Below are 21,425 nucleotides of genomic sequence, written 5' to 3'. Positions count from 1 at the left end.
GCGGCTTTTTTAGTGCCTGCACAGGCACTGTCATGAAAATACCTCGGTAATGGGCTAAGCAAGTCCGGGTTCCTGCCGTTACAGTTATGGGCACATTGCCATCACTGATATGACGGGTCGGAGCCATACCTTTGCCGCGTTCTTCCCCTATGCGTGTAAGTCACTTTTTGCCTTCATTGCTGCTGTTGCTGGCGGGGCTCGCGGCTGCCTATATCAAGGACCTGAACGTCTTCTTCACGTCGCTGTTCCAGGTGCTTCCGACCCTGGTGCTGTTGCTTGGCGGTGCCTACTGCGCAGTCTATCGACGCCAGCGTGAACTGTTCCTGATGGTCACGGTGTACATCGCCTACTTCCTGCTCGACACCCAGACCGACTACTACCGCGACCACGGCAAGGTGCGTGAGGACGCCGCGGTGGTGTTTCATTTGTGTTGCCTGCTGTTGCCGTTGCTGTTCGGCGTGTTCGCCGCGTGGCAGGAGCGTACGCATCTGTTCCAGGACATGGTCGCCCGTTTCGCCGTGTTGCTGGCCGTGGGTAGCGTGGCCCTGGCCCTTGAGCAAAGTTATCCGCAGACGCTGCTGGTGTGGCTGGCGGAGATTCGCTGGCCTGTCTTGCACGGCGCCTGGATGAGCCTGATCCAGCTGTCCTATCCTGTGTTCATCGCCGTGTTCCTGCTGCTGGCCTGGCAGTACTGGCGTCACCCAAGGCCCCTGCATGCCGCCCAGCTGGTGGGGTTGCTCGGGCTGTTCTGGATGTTGCCGAAAACCTTCATCCTGCCTTTCACCCTGAACATCATGTGCAGCCAGGTGATGCTGATGATCGCCGCCGCCGTGGCCCATGAGGCCTATCAGATGGCCTTCCGTGACGAACTCACCGGGCTGCCGGGGCGCCGGGCGTTGAATGAGCGCATGCAGCGCCTGGGGCGCAACTATGTGCTGGCCATGAGTGACGTCGACCACTTCAAGAAATTCAACGACACCCACGGGCACGACGTGGGGGACCAGGTGTTGAGACTGGTCGCCAGCAAGTTGTCGAAAATCGGCGGGGGCGGTAAGGCCTATCGCTATGGCGGTGAAGAATTCGCCTTGGTGTTTGCAGGCAAGACCCTCGAAGAGTGCATGCCGCACCTGGAGGTCATTCGCGAGTCCATCGCCACCTACAACATTCATCTGCGCAATCAGGACAGCCGTCCACAGGATGACAATCAGGGCCGGCAGCGTCGCGCGGGCGCCAGTGCCTCGAGCGTGTCGGTGACGGTGAGTATCGGCGTTGCCGAACGCGTGGAGCAACGCACCCCCGAGAAAGTGCTCAAGTCCGCGGACGAGGCGCTCTACAGCGCCAAGGGCGCCGGGCGTAACTGCGTGATGGCATTCGGGCAGAGCCGCCGTGGCGCCGTGCGCATGGACGCCGCTACGGTTGAGTGATGACGGCGCATTCAGCGTCTGGACTGTGATTGTGAAGGGCGGGTCGGCGGCAGTAGGTTGCATTCATCTGCTGCCGGAGAAATGACCATGCCCGACTACAAGGCCCCCTTGCGCGATATGCGCTTTCTGATCGACCACGTTTTCGATTTTCACAGCAACTACGCCGCCCTCGGCGCCACCGATGCCAGCCCGGACATGATCAATGCGATCCTCGAAGAAGGCGCAAGATTCTGTGAGAACGTGCTGGCGCCGCTCAACCGTAGCGGCGACGAAGAGGGCTGCCATTTCGACAACGGCGTGGTCACCACGCCCGCAGGTTTCAAGCAGGCTTTCGCCCAATACGTCGAGGGTGGCTGGCATGGCCTGGCGGCTGATCCGGCGTATGGCGGCCAGGGGCTGCCCAGTTCACTGGGGCTGGTCATCAGCGAAATGGTCGGTTCCAGCAACACGTCCTGGGGCATGTACCCCGGCCTGACCCACGGCGCCATGTCGGCGATCCACGCCCATGGCACTGACGAACAGAAACACACTTACCTGAGCAAACTCACCGCCGGCCAATGGACCGGTACCATGTGCCTGACCGAAGCCCATTGCGGCACCGACCTGGGCATCATCAAGACCCGCGCCGTGCCCCAGGCCGACGGCAGCTACGCGATCTCCGGCAGCAAGATATTCATCTCCGCCGGCGAGCACGACATGAGCGCCAACATCATTCACCTGGTCCTGGCGAAACTGCCGGATGCGCCGGCCGGGACCAAAGGCATCTCGCTGTTCATCGTGCCCAAGTTCCTGCCCGATGCCGAGGGTGAAGCGGGCGAACGCAATGGCGTTTCCTGCGGCTCCATCGAGCACAAGATGGGGATCAAGGCCTCGGCCACCTGCGTGCTGAACTTCGACGGGGCCAAGGGCTTTTTGATCGGGGAAGCGAACAAGGGCCTCAACTGCATGTTCACCATGATGAACCACGCGCGGCTGGGCACCGGCATGCAGGGTTTGTGTCTGGGCGAAGCGAGTTTCCAGGGCGCGATCAAATACGCCAACGACCGTTTGCAGATGCGCGCGCTGACGGGTCCCAAGGCTCCGGAAAAAGCCGCTGACCCGATCATCGTGCATCCGGACGTGCGCCGGATGTTGCTGACCATGAAAGCCTTCAACGAAGGCAACCGGGCACTGACTTACTTCACTGCGCAATTGCTCGACGTGGCGCACCTGAGCGCGGATGCAACGGCGCGCCAGGACGCCGAAGACCTGTTGGCCTTCCTGACACCGATCTGCAAAGCCTTCATGACCGAAACCGGGCTGGAGGTGACCAACCATGGCATGCAGGTGTTCGGTGGCCACGGTTTCATTCGTGAATGGGGCATGGAACAGCTGGTTCGTGACTGCCGCATCGCCCCGATCTATGAAGGCACCAACGGCATCCAGGCGCTGGACCTGCTCGGGCGTAAAGTCCTCGGCAGCCAGGGCAAGTTGCTGCGCGGCTTCACCAAGATCGTCCACAAGTTCTGTGCGGCGAACGCCGGGCATCCGCACTTGGCCGGTTATGTGGCGCAACTCAACGCGCTCAATCAGCAGTGGGGCGAACTGACCACCCAGGTCGGCATGGCCGCGATGAAAAACCCGGATGAAGTCGGCGCCGCGTCGGTGGATTACCTGATGTACAGCGGATACATCATCCTCGGCTACTTGTGGCTGCGCATGGCGCTGGTGGCGCAGGCGCAGCTGGATTCGGGCAGCGGTGATGCCGATTATTGCCAGGGCAAGCTCGCCACCAACGAGTTTTACTTCAAGCGATTGCTGCCGCGTACTGCCGCTCATCGGGCAGCCATCGAGGCAGGCAGTGATTGCCTGATGAAGCTGCCAGCGGAAATATTCGCGCTTTAATCTTTTAAAATGAATCACAAAGGAAGGCCCGCTGAATTACGGGCTTTTTTATGACTGAATAGTCGGTGACTAAAAATTACAAAACGGTCACAGATCGACCCTATGTGTCGCAAAAGTTGTTGGGTTACACTCGGAACCAACGAAAAACACAACTCCTACGATTCACCTGTTTAGATCTTGCGAGGTTTGCCATGGCTGACTACAAAGCGCCCCTGCGCGATATGCGCTTCGTCCTCAATGAAGTATTCGAGGTCGCCAAACTCTGGGCCGAGCTGCCAGCGCTGGCCGAGACCGTTGATGCGCAAACGGTCGAAGCCATTCTCGAAGAAGCCGGCAAGGTCACCAGCAAAAGCATCGCACCCCTGAGCCGTGCCGCTGACGAAGAAGGTTGCCACTGGGCGGACGGTGCCGTCACCACGCCGGCAGGTTTCCCACAGGCTTACCAGACCTACGCTGAAGGCGGTTGGGTCGGTGTCGGTGGCGATCCGACCTACGGCGGCATGGGCATGCCCAAGGCCGTTTCGGCCCAGGTCGAAGAAATGGTCAACTCGGCCAGCCTGTCGTTCGGTCTGTACCCGATGCTGACTGCGGGTGCCTGCCTGTCGATCAACGCCCACGCCAGTGAAGAGCTGAAGGCCGCCTACCTGCCGAACATGTACGCCGGCGTCTGGGCCGGTTCCATGTGCCTGACCGAGCCACATGCCGGCACTGATCTTGGGATCATCCGCACCAAGGCCGAGCCTCAGGCCGACGGTTCCTACAAGGTCAGCGGCACCAAGATCTTCATCACCGGCGGCGAACACGACCTGACCGAAAACATCATCCACCTGGTGCTGGCCAAGCTGCCGGATGCGCCGGCTGGGCCAAAAGGGATTTCGTTGTTCCTGGTGCCCAAGTTCATGGTCAATGCCGACGGCAGCCTGGGCGCGCGCAATCCGGCCAACTGCGGCTCGATCGAACACAAGATGGGCATCCAGGCCTCCGCGACCTGCGTGATGAACTTCGACGAAGCCGTGGGCTATCTGGTCGGCGAGCCGAACAAGGGCCTGGCGGCGATGTTCACCATGATGAACTACGAGCGTCTGGGCGTCGGCATCCAGGGCCTGGCCACCGGCGAGCGCTCGTATCAGAACGCCGTCGAGTACGCCCGTGATCGTCTGCAGAGCCGTTCGCCAACCGGCGCGCAGAACAAGGACAAAGTGGCTGACCCGATCATCGTTCACCCGGACGTGCGTCGCATGCTGCTGACCATGAAAGCCTCGAACGAAGGCGGTCGCGCCTTCTCCACCTACGTGGCCATGCAACTGGACACCGCCAAGTTCAGCGAAGACGCCACCACCCGCAAACGCGCGGAAGACCTGGTGGCCTTGTTGACCCCGGTGGCCAAGGCGTTCCTCACTGATCTCGGTCTGGAGACCACGGTTCACGGCCAGCAGGTGTTCGGCGGCCACGGTTACATCCGCGAGTGGGGCCAGGAGCAACTGGTGCGCGACGTGCGCATCACCCAGATCTACGAAGGCACCAACGGCATCCAGGCGCTGGACCTGGTCGGGCGCAAGATCGTCGGCACGGGCGGTGCGTTCTACAACCTGTTCGCCGACGAGATTCGTCACTTCACCGCCACCGCCAGTGCGGACCTGGCGGAGTTCACCAAGCCACTGAACGATGCGGTGACCACACTCGACGAATTGACCTCATGGCTGCTGGATCGGGCGAAAAACAACCCGAATGAAATCGGCGCGGCGTCGGTCGAGTATCTGCAAACCTTTGGTTACGTCGCTTACGCCTACATGTGGGCGTTGATGGCCAAGGCCGCCCTGGGCAAAGAAACCCAGGACGATTTCTACGCGAGCAAACTGGGCACCGCACGCTTCTATTTCGCCCGCTTGCTGCCGCGTATTCACTCGTTGAGCGCGTCGGTGAAGGCCGGTAGCGAATCGTTGTTCCTGCTGGATGCCGGGCAATTCTGATGATGTAACCTAATGTAAGCATTCTCTTACATGACGTGCTGCTGTTCTCCCATAGTCGGAAATTGGATCCACAGCTAATCTACTTCTCATGGACGTAGCGCAGGAAGCGCAAAGTAACAACACGGACACGTAGGATTCTGCCAGGACGGCGGAGTGAAAAGGATGTCAGGGAAACAGTCTGCAAAGCCCCGCTTCGGCGGGGTTTTCTTTGGCCTTGAGAAAAGTGTTTAGCCCAGGTCATCCAGTATCGACGGGCTGTTCAAACGCTCATCCGGCCGATTGATCACCTCCTCCAGTAACGTGCGCAGCAAGGCCAGCGAGGCCTGTTGCCGTTGCACATCGCGACAGACCAACCCGACTTTCAGCGGCACCCGCGGCTCGCTCAGGGGTTTCCACAACAATTGCCGGTTGCCGTGGGTTTTCTGCGAGCGTCCGGGCAGCACCGTCGCCAACCGCGTGTGCGGCAGGCTGTCGAGAATGCCGGCCATGTTGTTCAGCTCGGCCTGTACCTGCGGGCGTCGTCCCAGGCTGGCCAGTTGCGCCTGCCAGATTTGCCGTATCTGAAATTCTTCGCCCAGCAGCAGCATCGGCAATTCGGCGGCCTGGCTCATGGAGACTTTCTTGAATTCGCGCAAAGGATGGTCGGCCGGGATGACCAGCGTCAGTTCATCTTCGTACAACATCACCCCGTGCAATCCCGGCTGGCGGGGCGGCAAGTAGCCGATGCCGATGTCCAGGGAGCCATTGAGCAGTCGTCGCTCGATTTCCAGCCCGGTCAGTTCATAGATCTGCACCACCAGATGGGGCTGCGCCTTGCGCACCCGCTCGAGCATTTGTGGCACCAGGCTGGTGTGGACGGTTTGCAGCACACCGATGGCCAGGGTGCGCAGCGCATGCCCCTTGAAGTTGCCCAGTGCTTCCCGTGCCCGTTGCAAGCCATCGAGCAAGGGCAGGGCATGGTTGTACAGCGTATGGGCCGCCAGGGTCGGCAACAGGCGTTTGCTGCTGCGTTCGAACAGGCTCACATCCAGGGATTGTTCGAGGTGGCGGATCTGCTGGGACAGCGCCGGCTGTGAAATCGACAGGCGCTCGGCAGCCCGGCCCACATGGCCCTCTTCATACACAGCGACGAAATAACGCAGTTGCTTGAAATCCATAAGTAATGCTTATCAAAAATGCTGCTAAATCGAAATGGCTCAACGCCTTGCCTGGGCCTAGTCTAACTGCATTCACAAGGCTTACAGGGCCCCGGAACGCGATGAATATCCTTTGCTTCGATGGCATTTGCATAGGTAACGCAAAAAACCTTCTGCGAGGGTTGACCCCATGAATCTGTTCAGCCTGCGTCGGCAATCGCCCAGTCTCGATGATTTGCTGGCGGACCATTGCGCCCCGTCCAGGGACGACAATCTTTGCAGCGAGTACCTGATGCCCAGTGTCGATCGTCCCAAACAGGTTTTTGTCCGTGGCCAGGGTTCCTGGTTGTGGGACAGCGAGGACCGTGCGTACCTGGATTTCTCCCAGGGCGGCGGCGCCAACAGCCTCGGCCACAGCCCCAAGGCACTGGTCAGTGCCATTACCGCGCAGGCGCAAGCGCTGATCAATCCCGGTTTCGGCTTGCATAACCGCGGCATGCTCAATCTCGCCCAGCGCCTGTGTGACAGCACTGGCAGCGATCAGGCGTACCTGCTCAACAGCGGCAGCGAGGCGTGCGAAGCGGCGATCAAGCTGGCGCGCAAATGGGGGCAGCGGCACCGCGGCGGCGCTTCGCGGATCATCGTGGCCAACCAGGCTTGCCATGGTCGTAGCCTGGGGACGATTTCGGCGTCGGACAGCTCGACCCTGATCAACCGTTTCGAGCCGCAGCTTCCGGGCTTCAGCCGCGTTCCCTTCAATGATCTCGCGGCGCTTCACGCGGCGGTGGATGAACGGACCGTGGCGATCATGCTCGAGCCGATCCAGAGCGAAGCCGGGGTGATTGCGGCCACTGCGCATTACCTCAAAGGGGTCGAGCGCCTGTGTCGCGAGCTGGGCATCCTGCTGATCTTCGACGAAGTGCAAACCGGTGTCGGTCGCTGTGGCAGCCTGCTGGCTGAACAGTCCTACGGCGTGCGCGCAGATATCGTCGTGCTCGGCAAAGGGCTTGGCGGTGGTGTGCCGGTGGCGGCGCTGTTGGCGCGGGGCAAGGCCTGCTGCATCGAGGCGGGCGAAATGAGTGGCACCCATCATGGCAATGCGCTGCTGACCGCGGCCGGCCTGGCGGTGCTCGACAGTGTGCAGGACAAGGGTTTTCTCGAGCATGTCGGAGAAATGGCCCAGCACCTGCGCGAAGGCCTGCAGCGATTGTCCCATCGCTACGGACATGGCGAACTGCGCGGACAAGGGCTGCTCTGGGGGCTGACCCTGTCCGACGACTCGGCCGACGCCGTGGTCAAGGCCGCGCTGTACGAAGGGCTGTTGCTCGATGCGCCGCAAGCCGATTGCCTGCGTTTCACCCCGGCGCTGACGGTGAGCAAAGCCAACATCGATGAAATGCTGCTGCGCCTGGCCCGCGCTTTCTCCCGCGTGCGCACCGCGCAGTTGCAATGTCGCAAAGGGATCGCCGTCTAGGCAGGCCCCAAGAATTCCCGAACCGTCTCGCGGTATAACGCACGCCCCACGCCTGATTCTTTTGGCGTGGGGCGTTTTTTTGTGGCAGCTGCGTCGTTCAGAAACATGGCCTGGATACACTGGCTGGGCAAATCGGGCTGAACCCTGACCAACGGTACAGGTCGATTGGTTATGGGCTCGCGTGAGCCCCCTTCAATCAGGAGCTGCTCGCATGGACTTTATCCGCATCATCATCGCCATTCTGTTGCCACCCCTGGGCGTGTTTCTGCAAGTGGGCTTCGGCGGAGCGTTCTGGCTGAACATTCTGCTGACGCTGTGCGGCTACATTCCCGGGATCGTGCATGCGGTGTACATCATCGCCAAGCGCTGAACCATTCAATTTGCTGACGCAATAACCCGTCGATAGAACAACCATTCCTGCTCCAGCGCGTGGGCCTGGTTGGCGGCTTTGCGAAAGCCGTGGCGTTCGTCCGCGTAGTAATGCGCTTCGACTAGAATACCGTTGTGCTGCAGGGCTTCGACCATGTCGCGGGTCTGCTGCGGCACCACCACGGCATCCAGCTCGCCTTGAAAGAAGATCACCGGCACGTGAATGTTGCTGGCATGCAGTAACGGCGTGCGGGCGGCGTAGCGTTCGGCATCCTGTTGCGGATCACCGATCAGCCAGTCCAGGTAATCCCCTTCGAACTTGTGCGTGGCCCGGCCCAGCGCCACAGGGTCGCTGACCCCATAAAGACTGGCGCCGGCACGAAACACCTGGTGGAACGCCAGCGCGCACAGCGCGGTGTAGCCTCCGGCGCTACCGCCGCGAATGAAGGCCTTGTCGCCGTCGATCATGCCACGATCAGCGAGATGGCTGACCACCGCGCAAGCGTCTTCGACATCCACTTCACCCCAGCGTAAATGCAAGGCCTGGCGATAGGCACGGCCGTAACCGCTGCTGCCGCGATAGTTGAGATCGGCCACGGCGAAACCGCGCTGTGCCCAGTACTGGATGCGCGGATCGAGCATCGGATAACACGCCGAAGTCGGGCCGCCATGGATGAACACCACCAGTGGCGGCTTGGCGTCGCCGGTCATGGCCGGGTAGAAAAAACCGTGGGATTCACCCGAGCCGCTGGGGTAGCGCAGGGTTTGTGGGCGACTGATTTGCTCGGCGGGCAGCGGTGCGATGCCGCCTGCGAGGACATTGACGTGGCGGGTCTGGCGATCGATGGCGATCACCGCCGATGAACTGACGGGGGATGCTGCGATGCAGTAGATGAACCGCTCATCCAGGGCAAGATGGCGGAAGCGGCTGTAGTCGCCGGTAAGGTCGTCGCATCCGGTAGCGCAAAGCCCCAGTCGGCCGAAACCGCCTTCTGTCCAGCTGGCCAGGTAGCTGCCTTCGCTCAGTGGCAGCCAGGTGCAGCCGCCCAGTTGCCAGGGCGCCGGGCCGTGGTCGGCGGCGGCGCAGGGCAACGGCTTCAGGCCGTCGGCCGATACCACCCAAGGCTGCCAGTATCCAGCGCGATCGGTCAGGCAGTACAAGTGGCCGTTACTGTCGAAGCGCGGTTGTTGCAGCGACTCCTGGGATTGGTCGCCAGCCACGCAGCAGGGGCTGGCGTAGCTGCCGTCAGCCTGGCGATGGGCGACCATCAAGCGGGTCGCGGTCCACGGCTGGTCCGGGCGACTCCACTCGATCCAGGCCAGTCGTTGCCCGTCGGGACTCAAGGTCGGTGCGGCGTAAAAGTCCGCGCCTTCGGCCAGCAAATGCCGCGTGCCATCCGCCAGGTCGATCGCCACCAGGCGGTGTTCATTGCGGTTTTCCTCGACTGCCAGCACTTGGCCGTTAGCGAACTGCAGATCGCCGTATCGACAAACGCCGGACGTCAGCAACTGGGGCGTCTCACCTTGCAACGATTGGCGATACAGTTGCTGATCGGCCTCATTGACGAACACCACGCCGTCACCGGTCAGGCAAAACGCGCCCCCGCCATATTCGTACACCCGACTGCGCACGCTGAACGGCGCTGGCGTCAGGCAGTGGGCCACGCCATCGCGCCAGTGCCAGATCCGGCACGCGGCATCCTCCGGGCGGTACTCGTTCCAGAACAAACCCTGGGCCCCGACCTGCAGTTCGGCAAAATCGATACCGGCCGCGACGGCGTTGGCGGCGCTGAAGGGTTCAGCTTTTGGCGATGAGGCGTGAGTTTCGTTCATTGCGAAAGGCCAGTTGTTCAATGGTCTGGGTCGCGTGCTCCGCCTCTTCGCGGGCCTTGAGGATCACGCCGTGTTGAGGCGACTTGCTGCACACCGGGTCGGCGTTGCTCGCGTCACCCGTGAGCATGAACGCCTGGCAGCGACAGCCGCCGAAGTCCTTTTCCTTCTCGTCGCATGAGCGGCAGGGCTCGGGCATCCAGTCGTAACCGCGAAAGCGGTTGAAGCCGAACGAGTCGTACCAGATGTGCTGCATGCTGTGGTCGCGCACGTTGGGAAACTGCAACGGCAGCTGTCGGGCGCCGTGACAGGGCAGGGCGGTTCCGTCCGGCGTCACTGTCAGAAAAATACTGCCCCAGCCGTTCATGCAGGCTTTCGGGCGTTCTTCGTAGTAGTCCGGCGTGACGAAAATCAACTTGCACGGATGACCTTCGGCTTCCAGTTTGGCGCGGTATTCATTGGTGATGCGTTCGGCGCGCACCAGTTGCTCTCTGGTCGGCAATAGCCCGACTCGATTGAGCTGAGCCCAGCCGTAGAACTGGCAGGTGGCAAGTTCGACGAAGTCTGCCTCCAGGGCGATGCACAACTCGATGATGCGGTCGATCTTGTCGATATTGTGCCGATGGGTCACGAAGTTCAGCACCATCGGGTAGCCATGGGCTTTGACGGCGCGGGCCATTTCCAGCTTTTGCGCGAAGGCCTTTTTCGAACCCGCCAGCAGGTTGTTCACCTGCTCGTCGCTGGCCTGGAAACTGATCTGGATATGATCGAGCCCGGCCTTCTTGAAGTCGCTGATTTTCTGCTCGGTCAGGCCGATGCCGGAGGTGATCAGGTTGGTGTAGAAACCCAGCTTGCGTGCCTCGGCGATCAGCTCGGCAAGGTCCTGGCGCACCAGGGGTTCGCCGCCGGAAAAACCCAGCTGCGCCGCGCCCATCTCCCGCGCTTCACGGAACACCTTGAGCCATTGTTCGGTGCTGAGTTCTTTGCCTTGTTCGGCGAAATCCAGCGGATTGGAGCAGTACGGGCATTGCAGCGGGCAGCGATAGGTCAGCTCGGCCAGCAGCCACAGGGGCAGGCCGATCTCGGGTGTGGGCGGCACTTGCCTGGATGAATCAGGCAAGTTCGATCCAGTGCTGCGCACGGGCAACCTCCATGAATTGCTCGATGTCGTCCGCGAGTTCGGGCACGCCCGGGAACTGGGTGTCGAGCTCATTGATAATCGCGGCGACGTCACGCTCGCCGTCGATCAAGCCGCCGATCAGCGCGGCGCTTTCATTGAGCTTGATCAGGCCTTCGGGATACAGCAGCACATGGCCTTGCTGGGCCGGTTCGTACTGGAATCGGTAGCCAGGGCGCCAGGTCGGGGTCTTGCTGCGATCGAAGCTCATAGGGTGATTCCTTTATGCCAGACCCGTTCCCCGGTCACGCTGTGATACGGCGGGCGATTGAGTTCGTAGGCCATGCTCATGGCATCGAGCATGCTCCAAAGAATGTCCAGTTTGAACTGGAGAATTTCCAGCATGCGTTCCTGGCCTTCCCGGGTCTTGTAGTGCTCGAGGGTGATGGCCAGGCCGTGCTCGACATCGCGCCGCGCCTGACCCAGGCGCGTGCGGAAATATTCGTAGCCGGCGGGGTCGATCCACGGGTAATGCTGCGGCCAGCTGTCCAGGCGCGACTGATGGATCTGCGGCGCGAACAGTTCCGTCAGCGAGCTGCTCGCGGCCTCCTGCCAACTGGCCCGACGGGCGAAGTTGACGTAGGCGTCGACGGCAAAGCGCACGCCGGGCAGCACCAGTTCCTGGGAGCGCAATTGGTCCGGGTCGAGGCCGACGGCCTGGCCCAGGCGCAGCCAGGCTTCGATGCCGCCGTCTTCGCCGGGGGCGCCGTCGTGGTCCAGCAGGCGTTGAATCCATTCGCGGCGGATCTCGCGGTCCGGGCAGTTGGCCAGGATCGCCGCGTCCTTCAGCGGGATGTTCACCTGATAGTAAAAACGGTTGGCGACCCAGCCCTGGATCTGCTCGCGGGTCGCCCGGCCTTCATACATCGCCACGTGATACGGGTGATAGATGTGGTAGAAGGCGCCCTTGGCGCGCAGGGCGGCTTCGAATTCGGCGGGGGACATCGGGGTGTCGGTCATTGCGGGTCTCCGGAGTACAGCCGGTGGATTCTTTGGTGGCTGGTCTGGCCCTTTCGCTGGCAAGCCAGCTCCTACAGGGGTACGCGGTCACTGTAGGAGCTGGCTTGCCAGCGAAGGGGCCGTCAGTTACAGCACAATACTCATGCCGTCATACGCCACTTCAACTTCACGCCGATCCAGCTCCGCCCGCTGCGGTGAATCCTCATCGAGAATCGGGTTGGTGTTGTTGATGTGGATAAGTACCTTGCGCTGCGTTGGCAGCTGCTCCAGCACTTCGAGCATGCCGCCAGGGCCGTTCTGCGCCAAGTGGCCCATCTCCCGGCCGGTACGGGTGCCGACACCACGGCGCTGCATTTCGTCGTCGTCCCACAGCGTGCCGTCCACCAGCAGGCAATCGCTGGCGGCCATGATCTCCAGCAGCGGCGCGTCGACTTTGCCCAGGCCCGGTGCATAGAACAGTTTGCCTCCGGTATTGAGGTCTTCGACGATCAGGCCGATGTTGTCGCCCGGATGCGGGTCGAAGCGATGCGGCGAGTAGGGCGGCGCAGCGCTGCGCAGGGGCAGCGGGGTGAAACGCAGGTTCGGGCAGGCTGGAACGCTGAAGCTCTGGTCGAGCTCGATGCGGTTCCAGCTCAGGCCGCCGTTCCAGTGGGTCAACATGTTGAACAGCGGGAAGCCGGTGCTCAGGTCTTCGTGGACCATGTCGGTGCACCAGACCTGATGCGGGCAACCTTCACGCAACATGAGCAGGCCAGTGGTGTGGTCGATCTGGCTGTCCATCAGGATGATCGCGCTGATCCCGGTATCACGCAGGGCACGCCCCGGTTGCATGGGCGCGAAGCTTTGCAGCTGGGCACGGATGTCCGGGGAAGTGTTGCACAGCACCCAGTTCACGCCGTCATCGGAAATCGCGATGGACGATTGGGTGCGCGCCTGGGCCCGCAGGCTGCCGTTGCGAAAACCTGCGCAGTTCTCGCAATTGCAGTTCCACTGCGGAAAACCACCGCCAGCGGCGGAACCTAGGATCTGGACAAACATGGGCGCTCCATCATTTCAACGCTGAAAATAAAACGCCTCGGATAACCGAGGCGTTGTGCTGCATTCTGCCAGGGCAGAGATCAACGGCTTGCGAAGTACATGGTGACTTCGAAGCCGATACGCAGGTCGGTGTAAGCCGGTTTGGTCCAGGCCATCAGTTGAACTCCTTCAGGTAAGGTTGGACAGCGCTATCTATATGTATAGTCCACCTCCAGTCAGAGATGTTCCAAATAGTTAGGCTGCTATGTTACTCAAAATTTCACACGGATTGCCCGTGAAACTTTGAAAAAGCTCCTTACCGTCTGGGTAATGATCATTTTGTCGCTTGCCAGGGCGCTCCGGGTGCAGGGTTGTTCGCCAGGCAGCGCCAGCCGCCTTCGGCCCGGTTCAGGCGCTGGATCGCGGCCAGCAGTGCGCCGCGGTCGGTCAGGAGAATGGCCTGGGGTAACTGCGTCAGATAATCCGACGGGCGGCCGGCCAATTTACCCTGCCAGAGCAATTCGGCGGCTTGGCTTGTTGGCAGGGCGGCGCTGGAAAACTGATCGGCCAGGGTCTGGCGCTTGCTGATGAAGGCGCTTTCGTCGAGGGCCTGGATCAGCGCCGGCAACCCGTTCAGGAATTGTTCGATATGTTGCAAGAGCTCCGCAGCGGCCACATTCGGCGATTGCACACCCAGCAGCAGCCCGGTCTGCCCGTGGATCTGTCGCAGGGCACTGAACACCGCGTAGCCCAGTTGCAGCTCCACCCGCAGGCGCTGATAGAACGGCGTCTGACAGAGATGGGCGAGCAACCACCAGGCGGCTTCGTCGGCCAGATCCTGGGTGGCTGTCGGACAGAACAGTAACAGCGCGTGTTCGCTGGAGTGGGTCGTCATGCTGCTCCACAGGTGCTGCGAATGGATTGACGGTGCCGGCGCCTGTTGCGTATCCGCAGTACCCGGCACGCGGCTCAAAGCTAGCCCCATGGCCGCCTGAGTCTGGGCAGAAAAACCGCTCGCCAGGCCAGTCCAGCGAGCGCTCGACCACAGTTGTGCCAAGTTGTCCGATTCAACCGATGGCTCAAGGCAGTGCTCGGGCAGAACCTTGAGTAGCTGTCGAATCGGCATCAAGGTGGGGCGGGCCGGTGATGGCGGTGACAGCCCTGCATCAGGCTGGGTCAGCAGGTTCAGCGCGTGTTCGAGTATGGACGGCATCGGCGCTTGCGGGCCGGTCATTTTCAACAGCCATTGATTGCCCGACGCAGCGAAGGAAAAATCCACGCCGGCTTCACTTGCGTCTTCACGCAGCGCTTGCAGAGTGTTTTCCAGACGCGATTGAAGGCTGGTGCCGGGGGCCGCGTCCAGGCGCCAGCGCAGGTACAGCGCAGCTTCAGCGCCGTTTTCCGGTAGCGCCTGGCTGAACTGCATCGGCGAACGTTCGCGGCGGCTGCGTGAGCGGTCTTGGGCAAAGGTGCGCAGGCCCCGGTGGGCGCTGGTTTGTCCGCGAATCAAGCCGGCCCCTGGAGGCGCAGCTTCGGTGCGCAGGAACGGATTGGGCGCGGGGAGTTGCCACGGGCCGTTGAAGTTATCCACAGCGCCGATTTTTTCCAGAATGACCTTGAGGGCGGCAACACCGACTTCGGATAAGTCTACTTCGCGCTCTTCGATGTCCTGACGAGCCAGTTGCAAGGCACTACTTGCCTGGCGCTGGCGCAGCGCCGCGTATTCCTCGCGTAACCCGCGCCAGTCCTGTCGGGCGAAAAAGCCCAGCCAGTCCTGCAATTGCTCGCCAATCTCGCTCGCCAAAGCATTGGCGGGCAGGGTGAACTCAATGTGCAGCAAGGCTTGTCCGGCGAACTGATACAGGGGACGCGCCTTGAGGTTTTCAACTCGGCCCTGTTTGCGCAGTTCAGCCAGCAGCCCACCGGATTTCGCGGTGTTCAGCCAATGGCACAGAAAGCCCAGCGCTTCGGCGGATGAGTCGGGCAGTGCTTCAAGGGCAAACAGCAGGTCCAGCCGATGCTCGCCGACCTGTTGATAACTATTGCTCGCGCCTGCCATCAGCGGCGTCGGGGCTTGTTGCGGGACCTTCTCGCCATTGGCAATGACGTTGCCGAACGCTTCGGCCAACAGCCTCAATTCATCAAGGCTCTGGGGGCCGGCAAGGCTCAAGGTCATTTGTCCGGTCTGGTAATAGCGCTGGTAAAAATCCTGCAAGGCCTGCTGGAACTCGGGTTGCGGCACCGGCAGGCTGCCGCGGTTGCCGGCATGAAAACCGCGCAACGGATGAGTGTCGCTAAGCCCGTCCATCAGTGCCAGTTGCTGCTGCGCCGCGGCATCCTGGGACCAGGCGATGAACTCCGCGTGCAGCACTTCCCGTTCCCGGTGCTGGTCATCCAGCTTCATGCGCGGATGGGCGAGCATGTCCGCCAACCGCTCCAGGCCTTGGGCAAACGCCTGGGGTGGCAACTCGAAAAAGTAATCGGTGCTGCGTTCGCAGGTTTGCGCATTCACCTGGCCGCCGTAGCGCTGGACGAAGGCCATCAACCCTTGGTCAGCGGCAAAACGCTCGGTGCCGAGAAACAGCAGGTGTTCGAGAAAGTGCGCCAGGCCCGGCCAGGCCAACGGCACATCATGGCTGCCGGCGGCAATCCGCAACGCCGCCGCGCAGCGCTTCAAATCCGGGGCATGACGCAGCGTCACCCGCAAGCCGTTGGCCAGGGTTTCAGTGTGGGGGCGAGGGGGATTCAGCGCAGGCATGAGCACTTCCAGGACAGAGAAGTGCCAATGCTAGCGGATAACGGTGGCTCAGCGCTTGTTCAGCGCGCCGTAAAGCTCGGGACGGCGATCGATCAGGTAGCGATTGGCTGCGCGGGAGTCGAGCATCAACTGGCGGTCCAGCTCACCGACAATCAGCGCCTCATCGAGTCCCGCCTGGGCAATGCGGCTGCCATCCGGTGCCGCGATGCTGCTTTGGCCACAGTAGTGGATATCGCCTTCGCTCCCACAATAGTTGGCATAAGCCACGTAGCACTGATTCTCGTAGGCCCGGGCGCGGACGGTAACGTCAGCGATGAAGTCGAACGGGATCATGTTGGCCGTCGGTACCAGGATCAGTTCGGCGCCGGCCAGGGCCAGGCGGCGGGTATTTTCCGGGAACTCGAGGTCGTAGCAGATCAGGAAGCCGAGCTTCCAGCCATTGAGTTCAACGATGGGGAAGTCGTCCGAGCCGGCGCTGAACATCGAACGGTCGAGGTCACCGAACAGGTGCGTCTTGCGGTAATTGCACAGGCGCTCGCCATGGGCGTCGATCAGTTGCACGGCATTGTAGATTTGTCCGTCTTCGCAGCGTTCGGGATAGCCATACAGGATGGCTATCCCGGCGGTCTTGGCAATGCGCGCGATCTGTTGCGCCGATTCACCGTTGTGTACCTCCGCCAGCACGCTGACGGCATCGACGCCGATGTTGTAGCCGGTCAGGAACATCTCCGGCAGTACCAGCAAGTCGGCGCCCTTTGCCTCCAGCGCCAGCTGATGCAGACGCTGAAGGTTGCCGGCGACATCCAGGGGCAACGGTGGACATTGGTAAAGGGCTACGCGCATTTCGGATTCCTCTTACTCGGGCAGGGCGATCGGGCCGATTTCGTTGAACACATCTCCTGGACCCGGATTCTCGGCGTGAGTTGCACCGCCGAAGTGTTTCATGATGCCCCACACCGCATTGAGCGAGGTCTGTACCGCGCCTTCGACCCAGGCCGGGGTCCACGAAACGTCGTCGCCGGCGATGAAAATCCCGCGCTGTTCGGCCGGCATGTCGTCCTGCATGAAATGCGCGTACATGCGCTGGTTGTAGCGATAGTGGCCGGGCAGGGCACCCTTGAAGGCGCCGAGGAAATGCGGGTCGGCCTCCCAGGACACGGTGATCGGATCGCCGATGATGCGCGCGGCGATGTCGACTTTCGGGTAGATTTTTTTCAGCGCATCCAGCGCCAGCTTCACGCGTTTTTCCACCGGGTGCGGGAGCATTTTCAGCGCATCGCTCATCCACGAATAGGACAGGCAAATCACCCCGGGCTTGTCGTCGCCGTTGTCGAACAGGTAGGTGCCACGGGTCAGGCGATCGGTCAGGGTCATGCTCATCAGGTCGCGGCCGGTTTCCGGATCCTTGTCCTTCCAGAACGGGCGGTCGACCATCACGAAGGTTTTCGACGACTGCATGTAACGGGTGCGGTCCAGGGCCATCCACATCTTCTGCGAGAACAGGGTTTCGTCGCATTCGATCTGGGTGGTCAGCAGCCAGCTCTGGCAGGTGGTCAGCACCGCGGCGTATTCGCGGGTGTCGCCGTTGTTGTCGGTGACCGCAAAACGGCCGTCCGGCGCGTGGGCGATTTTCTTCACGCCGGAACGTGGCGCGCCGCTGTGCAACGACTTGAGGCTGGTGCCCTGCGGCCAGTGCACGCAGCGTTCCGGGACATGGCGCCAGATGCCCTGTGGTACCTGTTCGACGCCGCCGACCACCAGATGCTGGTGATCGTCGCAGTTGGTCATCACCACGCGGAAGATTTCCAGCATCGAGTTGGGGAAGTCCGAGTCCCAACCACCGGTACCGAAACCGACCTGGCCGAACACTTCACGGTGATGGAACGACAGCTTGGCGAAGGCTTCGGAGGTGGCCACGAAATCGTAGAAGGTGCGGTCGTCCCACAACGGCACGAGGGTGTTCCACAGCTCCTTGAGGCGCGGCACGTCGCGGTCGCGGATGGCCTGCTGGATATCGGCGAACTGCGAACCCGCTTCCAGGGCATCGGCCCAGGCGTCGGCGACTTCCTGGAACAGTGCAGGAAGATCCGCCAGTTTCTGTGCGTAATGGGTCTTGCCTTCCAGGTCGATGACGGTGCTGCCGGAGGCCGGTGTCAGCGGGTTGGGGAAGGGTTTGGTTTCAAGGTTCAGCTTGTCGACATAGTGATAGAACGCGGTGGACGATACCGGGAAGCGCATGCCGCCCAACTCGGCGACGATGCCGTCGGTGCCATTGAACGCCTGGGAGCGCAGGCGCCCGCCCAGCTTCGAGGCCTCATAGACCACGGGCTTGAGACCCAGCTTCATCAACTCGTACGCGGCCACCAGCCCGGCGATACCGGCACCGACAATCGCCACTTCGGCACCGTGATGGTGCTCGGGAATGCTGCCCAGGCCGGCCGGGTGTTCGATCCAGTCGTCGAAGGCGAAAGGAAAGTCCGGACCGAAAATGGTGATCGGTTTTTTACCGTCTGCAGGATGGCGATTGTTCTTGTTCATGGCTGACCTTGCTGGCGACCCGACGCGGAATGCGCATCTGAGTATAGGAAAAGATGCCAGCCATTCTAGAGAGCACCGAACACGTTAATAAGACGCAAAGTGTCGTCGTTTTGCCAGATTTCTGATCAGTATGACGAGATAACTGCGCACACTGACCACTGTAGGAGCTGGCTTGCCAGCGATGAGGCCTTTGAATCTTGTGTTGATGGTCCGGACGCCTTCGCTGGCAAGCCAGCTCCTACAGGTTCTTTGCAGGCCAGCCAGACAGCCATAACCATCGGAAAAACCTTAAACCGGCTGCCCCCGATCAATCTTGCTGCTCAAGATGATCGACGTCGTGGTCTTCTCCACCCCATCCACACTGCCAATCTGATCCAGCAACTCATCCAGCTGCTCCGGCGAATCGCTGCGCAACCAGGCCACATAATCAAATTCTCCACTCACCGCACACAACTGCTGCACCTGGGCCATCGCACTCAGGCGCCGCAACACCTCCTTGCCGGAACGCGGCTGCACGGTAATCCCCACATACGCCTGCAGCCCGCCATCCACCACGCGCTGGCCGAGCCGCACGCCGTAGCCGGTGATGACCTTGGCCTTTTCCAGCCGCGCCAGGCGCGACGTGACGGTGGTGCGCGCGATGCCCAGTTGCCGGGCGAGCATGGCCACGCTTTCGCGGGCGTTGATCTGCAGGGCCGCAATCAGCTGACGGTCGATTTCGTCGAGAACGGGCGGGCGAATGTCAGGCAAGGCGGTCTCCAGCGGCTTGGATCAATGTGCAGGCATGTTACAGGCACATCCCCCGCAGCGCTCGCGACGCCAACATCCTGCTGACCGTGGGCGATATCGATCAGAAAAGCCAACGCCATTTCAGGACGTGTCTGACATACGTGGCAGGACCCCCTTGCCGATCATTGATTCTTTCCGTGACGTCGGGTCGCGGAGAGGTCTTAAGGTGCCAGGGGCGAATGGAAAAGGTCTCGTTCGATGTTGATCAGGTGTACTGCATATCCTTGAGTGAGCGCCATGACCGGCGGCAACTGTTCCGAAGCAGCGTCGCAACGCTTATTTCAAACCCGATCGAGTTCTTCATTGCCCAGCGCAACAGCGACCCGATCCGAGGCTGTTACGAATCACATCAGGCACTGGCCAGAAAAGTCCTGGCCGAAGGTTGGCAGCGGGTATTGATCTTCGAGGACGATGCCAAGCCCTATGGGCTTCATCCGATACAGGTGCGCTGGGTGAACCGGTTTATTCGCCGTAACAGGTTTCAGGCGTTGCACCTGGGGTACAGCATGGGTCGTACGTGGCTGACATGGTTCCCGTTCATTGCCCGCGGCAACGTGGTGGCACTGCACGCCTACATCCTCTCCCGCGAAGGCTGCAGGGTGCTGGCCCAAACTCCCTACGTCGGAGTACCAGTCGATGTCCTGTTCAAACGGCAGATCAAACAACATTGTGTATTTCCCATGCTGTTTCGCCAGCACGCAGCGGCGGTGACAGGCAGCGACATCGAGGCGCGCGCGGTAAATGAAGATGAATGGTGGGAACGCAACTGGAAGAAACACAAACGCTCGGTGTGGAAAAACCTCTGGCGCACCCTGGTTCGATTCAGGTTTTGATGATTGACCCGGAGTCCGCATTTGGTCTGTGATGTATGACAGCTCAATTGTGGTCGTGACACGAGGGACAGGTCATGTCGAAGAAAATGCCTCCTGCTGTACGGGCTCGTGCCTGGGAGATTGCCCATCACGAAATGGGCCACTACGTCGTCGCCCGTGCCTTGGGTTTTGCCACGGGCAGCGTGAGCCTGACAGTGACCATGGACTTACGGCATCACGGCGGGGCGTCCGTTAGCCTGGTGCGGGCGATTTCTTCGATCGAGGCCATGAAGCAACATCTGGAGGCCCGGATGATCGTCCTTCTGGCTGGCGCAATGGCGCAGACACTGCCTGCAAAATCTTCAGCCGGGCAACGCGTCGACAAGTCGAAAGCCACAGCCATCCTCAAGGGAGAGCAGGGGGCGGAGCAGGATTACGCAAAGATCAGGGAGCTGCAGCATCTACTGCGCAATGTGCTTTATCCCGAGACCGATCCGGCGGCGTCCGAGCGTATAACCGCTGAACTTAAAATTCTGACGGATCGCGCGTGGCAGCGGACTCAAGACATCGTGGAAGAACTGTCCGGGACCATTACCGAACTGGCAGCGGCCTTGGTGGGCGGCATGGTTATCGTCGAGCAGTGGGGGCGGGCGGCGGATACGTATGAGGTCGTGTTGACGGGGCAGATGCTTGAGCGGCTGCGGGCGGTGCAGGCGATACCCGTGTTACATATTTGAATAGGCCTGCGTTAGGGTCCAACACGCTGGCAGGCCGTACCGTGTGCTGTACGCGTTCGGGACGGCGCTGCGCGATTCTGCTGATCGGGGGTGATAAAACCGGCCAGGAGCGTTGGTATACGGACCATGTGCCGCTAGCCGAGCGTTTCTTCGACGAGCACTTGGAAACATTGAAGAAAGAGGGCTATGAAAATGGCTAAAAAATTTGCTGATTTGGTGGCGCGTCGAGCTCCAGAGTCTCAATCGCGTGTCGAGGCTTTGCATCAGAAGCTGCGAGCTCAAATGCCATTGCACGAGTTGCGCCAGGCGCAAGCGTTGAGTCAGGACTCGCTGGCCAAAACACTTCATGTCAACCAGGCGGCGATCTCCAAGATGGAGCGGCGTACAGACATGTACATCAGTACTTTGCGCAACTACATCCGCGCAATGGGTGGCGAGTTGGAAATCATTGCCACCTTCCCGGAAGGTCAGGTAAAGATCGAGAACTTTGCCAACTGAGCGATTAGACAATGGCGACTGATTCGAACCCTTCAGACACGCAAAAGCCGCG

Annotated in this window: 19 protein-coding genes and 1 pseudogene; 9 read left to right on the top strand and 11 right to left on the bottom strand. The window is 61.1% G+C overall.

Annotation, left to right across the window (positions count from 1 at the left end; genetic code table 11):
* Positions 1-131 precede the first annotated feature (131 nt).
* The 3 genes from DKB71_RS30655 to DKB71_RS30645 all read left to right on the top strand — a co-directional run bounded on the left by DKB71_RS30655 (position 132) and on the right by DKB71_RS30645 (position 5,278).
* Positions 132-1,424 carry a GGDEF domain-containing protein gene (locus DKB71_RS30655; RefSeq protein ID WP_408599159.1) on the top strand — a complete coding sequence of 431 codons (1,293 nt, stop codon included), beginning with the start codon at positions 132-134 and terminating at the stop codon, positions 1,422-1,424.
* Between the two features lie 87 nt (positions 1,425-1,511).
* Positions 1,512-3,308: an acyl-CoA dehydrogenase C-terminal domain-containing protein gene (locus DKB71_RS30650; RefSeq protein WP_408599158.1), complete on the top strand. Its 1,797-nt coding sequence runs from the start codon at positions 1,512-1,514 to the stop codon at positions 3,306-3,308.
* A 191-nt stretch (positions 3,309-3,499) separates the two neighbouring features.
* Positions 3,500-5,278, top strand: a complete 1,779-nt coding sequence (locus tag DKB71_RS30645; protein WP_408599157.1) for an acyl-CoA dehydrogenase C-terminal domain-containing protein — start codon at positions 3,500-3,502, stop codon at positions 5,276-5,278.
* Positions 5,279-5,505: 227 nt separating this feature from the next.
* On the opposite strand, the gene DKB71_RS30640 is transcribed toward DKB71_RS30645, so the two are convergent.
* Positions 5,506-6,435, bottom strand: a complete 930-nt coding sequence (locus DKB71_RS30640; protein ID WP_274075526.1) for a LysR family transcriptional regulator — start codon at positions 6,433-6,435, stop codon at positions 5,506-5,508.
* A 169-nt stretch (positions 6,436-6,604) separates the two neighbouring features.
* Here DKB71_RS30640 and DKB71_RS30635 point away from each other — a divergent pair, with 169 nt between their 5' ends.
* The gene (locus DKB71_RS30635) at positions 6,605-7,888 is read left to right on the top strand and encodes an aspartate aminotransferase family protein (RefSeq protein ID WP_323606561.1); all 1,284 of its coding nucleotides are present in this window, start codon (positions 6,605-6,607) and stop codon (positions 7,886-7,888) included.
* Between the two features lie 211 nt (positions 7,889-8,099).
* Positions 8,100-8,258 (top strand): YqaE/Pmp3 family membrane protein, encoded by a 159-nt coding sequence (locus DKB71_RS30630; protein WP_003228885.1) that lies wholly within the window; start codon positions 8,100-8,102, stop codon positions 8,256-8,258.
* Positions 8,259-8,263: 5 nt separating this feature from the next.
* Here the strand turns inward: DKB71_RS30630 and DKB71_RS30625 are convergent, their stop codons facing one another.
* The 10 genes from DKB71_RS30625 to DKB71_RS30580 all read right to left on the bottom strand — a co-directional run bounded on the left by DKB71_RS30625 (position 8,264) and on the right by DKB71_RS30580 (position 19,287).
* Positions 8,264-10,090 (bottom strand): S9 family peptidase, encoded by a 1,827-nt coding sequence (locus DKB71_RS30625; RefSeq protein WP_408599156.1) that lies wholly within the window; start codon positions 10,088-10,090, stop codon positions 8,264-8,266.
* Positions 10,056-11,186 (bottom strand): pyrroloquinoline quinone biosynthesis protein PqqE, encoded by a 1,131-nt coding sequence (gene pqqE, locus DKB71_RS30620; RefSeq protein ID WP_408601177.1) that lies wholly within the window; start codon positions 11,184-11,186, stop codon positions 10,056-10,058. Before pqqE ends, DKB71_RS30625 begins: the two co-directional genes overlap by 35 nt.
* Positions 11,187-11,199: 13 nt before the next feature.
* On the bottom strand, positions 11,200-11,475 hold the full coding sequence (gene pqqD, locus DKB71_RS30615; protein ID WP_408599155.1) for a pyrroloquinoline quinone biosynthesis peptide chaperone PqqD: 276 nt from the start codon (positions 11,473-11,475) through the stop codon (positions 11,200-11,202).
* Positions 11,472-12,224 (bottom strand): pyrroloquinoline-quinone synthase PqqC, encoded by a 753-nt coding sequence (gene pqqC / locus DKB71_RS30610; protein ID WP_408599154.1) that lies wholly within the window; start codon positions 12,222-12,224, stop codon positions 11,472-11,474. Before pqqC ends, pqqD begins: the two co-directional genes overlap by 4 nt.
* A gap of 126 nt (positions 12,225-12,350) precedes the next feature.
* Positions 12,351-13,262 (bottom strand): pyrroloquinoline quinone biosynthesis protein PqqB, encoded by a 912-nt coding sequence (gene pqqB / locus DKB71_RS30605; RefSeq protein ID WP_274077741.1) that lies wholly within the window; start codon positions 13,260-13,262, stop codon positions 12,351-12,353.
* 80 nt (positions 13,263-13,342) lie between these two features.
* Positions 13,343-13,417 (bottom strand): pyrroloquinoline quinone precursor peptide PqqA, encoded by a 75-nt coding sequence (pqqA, locus tag DKB71_RS30600; RefSeq protein WP_003444522.1) that lies wholly within the window; start codon positions 13,415-13,417, stop codon positions 13,343-13,345.
* A 158-nt stretch (positions 13,418-13,575) separates the two neighbouring features.
* The gene (gene pqqF / locus DKB71_RS30595) at positions 13,576-15,999 is read right to left on the bottom strand and encodes a pyrroloquinoline quinone biosynthesis protein PqqF (RefSeq protein ID WP_408599153.1); all 2,424 of its coding nucleotides are present in this window, start codon (positions 15,997-15,999) and stop codon (positions 13,576-13,578) included.
* A gap of 48 nt (positions 16,000-16,047) precedes the next feature.
* Positions 16,048-16,842 (bottom strand): carbon-nitrogen hydrolase family protein, encoded by a 795-nt coding sequence (locus DKB71_RS30590; protein WP_323628994.1) that lies wholly within the window; start codon positions 16,840-16,842, stop codon positions 16,048-16,050.
* Positions 16,843-16,854: 12 nt separating this feature from the next.
* Positions 16,855-18,537 (bottom strand): NAD(P)/FAD-dependent oxidoreductase, encoded by a 1,683-nt coding sequence (locus tag DKB71_RS30585; protein WP_274077738.1) that lies wholly within the window; start codon positions 18,535-18,537, stop codon positions 16,855-16,857.
* Between the two features lie 288 nt (positions 18,538-18,825).
* Complete coding sequence (locus DKB71_RS30580; RefSeq protein ID WP_274077737.1) at positions 18,826-19,287, bottom strand: Lrp/AsnC family transcriptional regulator; 462 nt, start codon at positions 19,285-19,287, stop codon at positions 18,826-18,828.
* Between the two features lie 218 nt (positions 19,288-19,505).
* Between DKB71_RS30580 and DKB71_RS30575 the strand changes: the two genes are divergently transcribed.
* The 4 genes and pseudogenes from DKB71_RS30575 to DKB71_RS30560 all read left to right on the top strand — a co-directional run bounded on the left by DKB71_RS30575 (position 19,506) and on the right by DKB71_RS30560 (position 21,373).
* Positions 19,506-20,159 (top strand): hypothetical protein, encoded by a 654-nt coding sequence (locus DKB71_RS30575; RefSeq protein WP_408599152.1) that lies wholly within the window; start codon positions 19,506-19,508, stop codon positions 20,157-20,159.
* 74 nt (positions 20,160-20,233) lie between these two features.
* Complete coding sequence (locus tag DKB71_RS30570; RefSeq protein ID WP_408599151.1) at positions 20,234-20,875, top strand: site-2 protease family protein; 642 nt, start codon at positions 20,234-20,236, stop codon at positions 20,873-20,875.
* Positions 20,876-20,885: 10 nt separating this feature from the next.
* Positions 20,886-21,075: pseudogene (locus DKB71_RS30565) on the top strand (type II toxin-antitoxin system RelE/ParE family toxin); the annotation flags it as partial.
* Entirely contained in the window at positions 21,068-21,373 is a 306-nt protein-coding gene (locus DKB71_RS30560; RefSeq protein WP_274077744.1) for an XRE family transcriptional regulator, read from the top strand. The pseudogene DKB71_RS30565 and the gene DKB71_RS30560, both read left to right, overlap by 8 nt.
* Positions 21,374-21,425 lie beyond the last annotated feature (52 nt).

Origin of the sequence: Pseudomonas sp. PLMAX, assembly GCF_046042685.1 — a bacterium.
GTDB lineage: Bacteria > Pseudomonadota > Gammaproteobacteria > Pseudomonadales > Pseudomonadaceae > Aquipseudomonas > Aquipseudomonas putida_AE.
The sequence above is the reverse complement of the archived record's forward strand: the minus strand, read 5'-3'. Positions and strand labels throughout refer to the sequence as shown.